At 67.3% G+C, this 557-nt stretch carries 1 protein-coding gene; it reads right to left on the bottom strand.

All coding sequences use genetic code 11. From position 1 onward, the window contains the following. Nucleotides 1-532, bottom strand: a 532-nt coding sequence (locus AC1DYG_RS19045; protein WP_477641431.1) for a flavin-containing monooxygenase, incomplete at its 3' end; no start/stop codon positions are given. Nucleotides 533-557: the final 25 nt, after the last annotated feature.

The raw sequence follows: 557 nt of genomic DNA, 5'->3' as shown, positions 1-557 counted from the left end.
CCTCTGCCCCACTGTCATTGACCAGGCGCATCGCGTCCAGCGCGTAGCGGATCTGTTGCTCGATCATGAACACCACGGAGTTGTGGCCGAGCCCGGTGTTCGGCCCCAGCAGGAAGAAGGCGTTGGGGTAGCCCGCCGCGGTGATGCCCAGGTGCGTCGCGATGCCGTCCTCGTTCCACCGCGCGAGAAGTCCGCGGCCGCCGACGCCCACCAGGTTGACACTGCCGAATCCATCCGTCACGTGAAACCCGGTGGCGTAGATGATCGCATCCACCTCACGCTCGGTGCCGTCCGCCGTGACGATGCCGGTCGCGGTGACCCGCTCGATCCGGTCGGTCACGACTTCGGCATTCGGCCGGGCCAGTGCCGGGTAGTAGTCGTCGGACCCGACAATTCGCTTGCAGCCGATCCGGTAGTCGGGCGTCAGCCGACGTCGCAGGCCGGGGTCGTCGATCGACCTGGCGATGTTGCGCTTGGCGACCCGCTCGAGCGGCGCCAGCAGATTCGAGTGCCCGTTGAGCCCGAGCGCCAACGCCTCGGACGTCCAGTAGATACCC

The sequence above is a fragment of the Pedococcus sp. P1_H8 genome (assembly GCF_056405175.1).
Note: the sequence above shows the minus strand (reverse complement) of the source record. Positions and strands in the feature narration are given on the sequence as shown.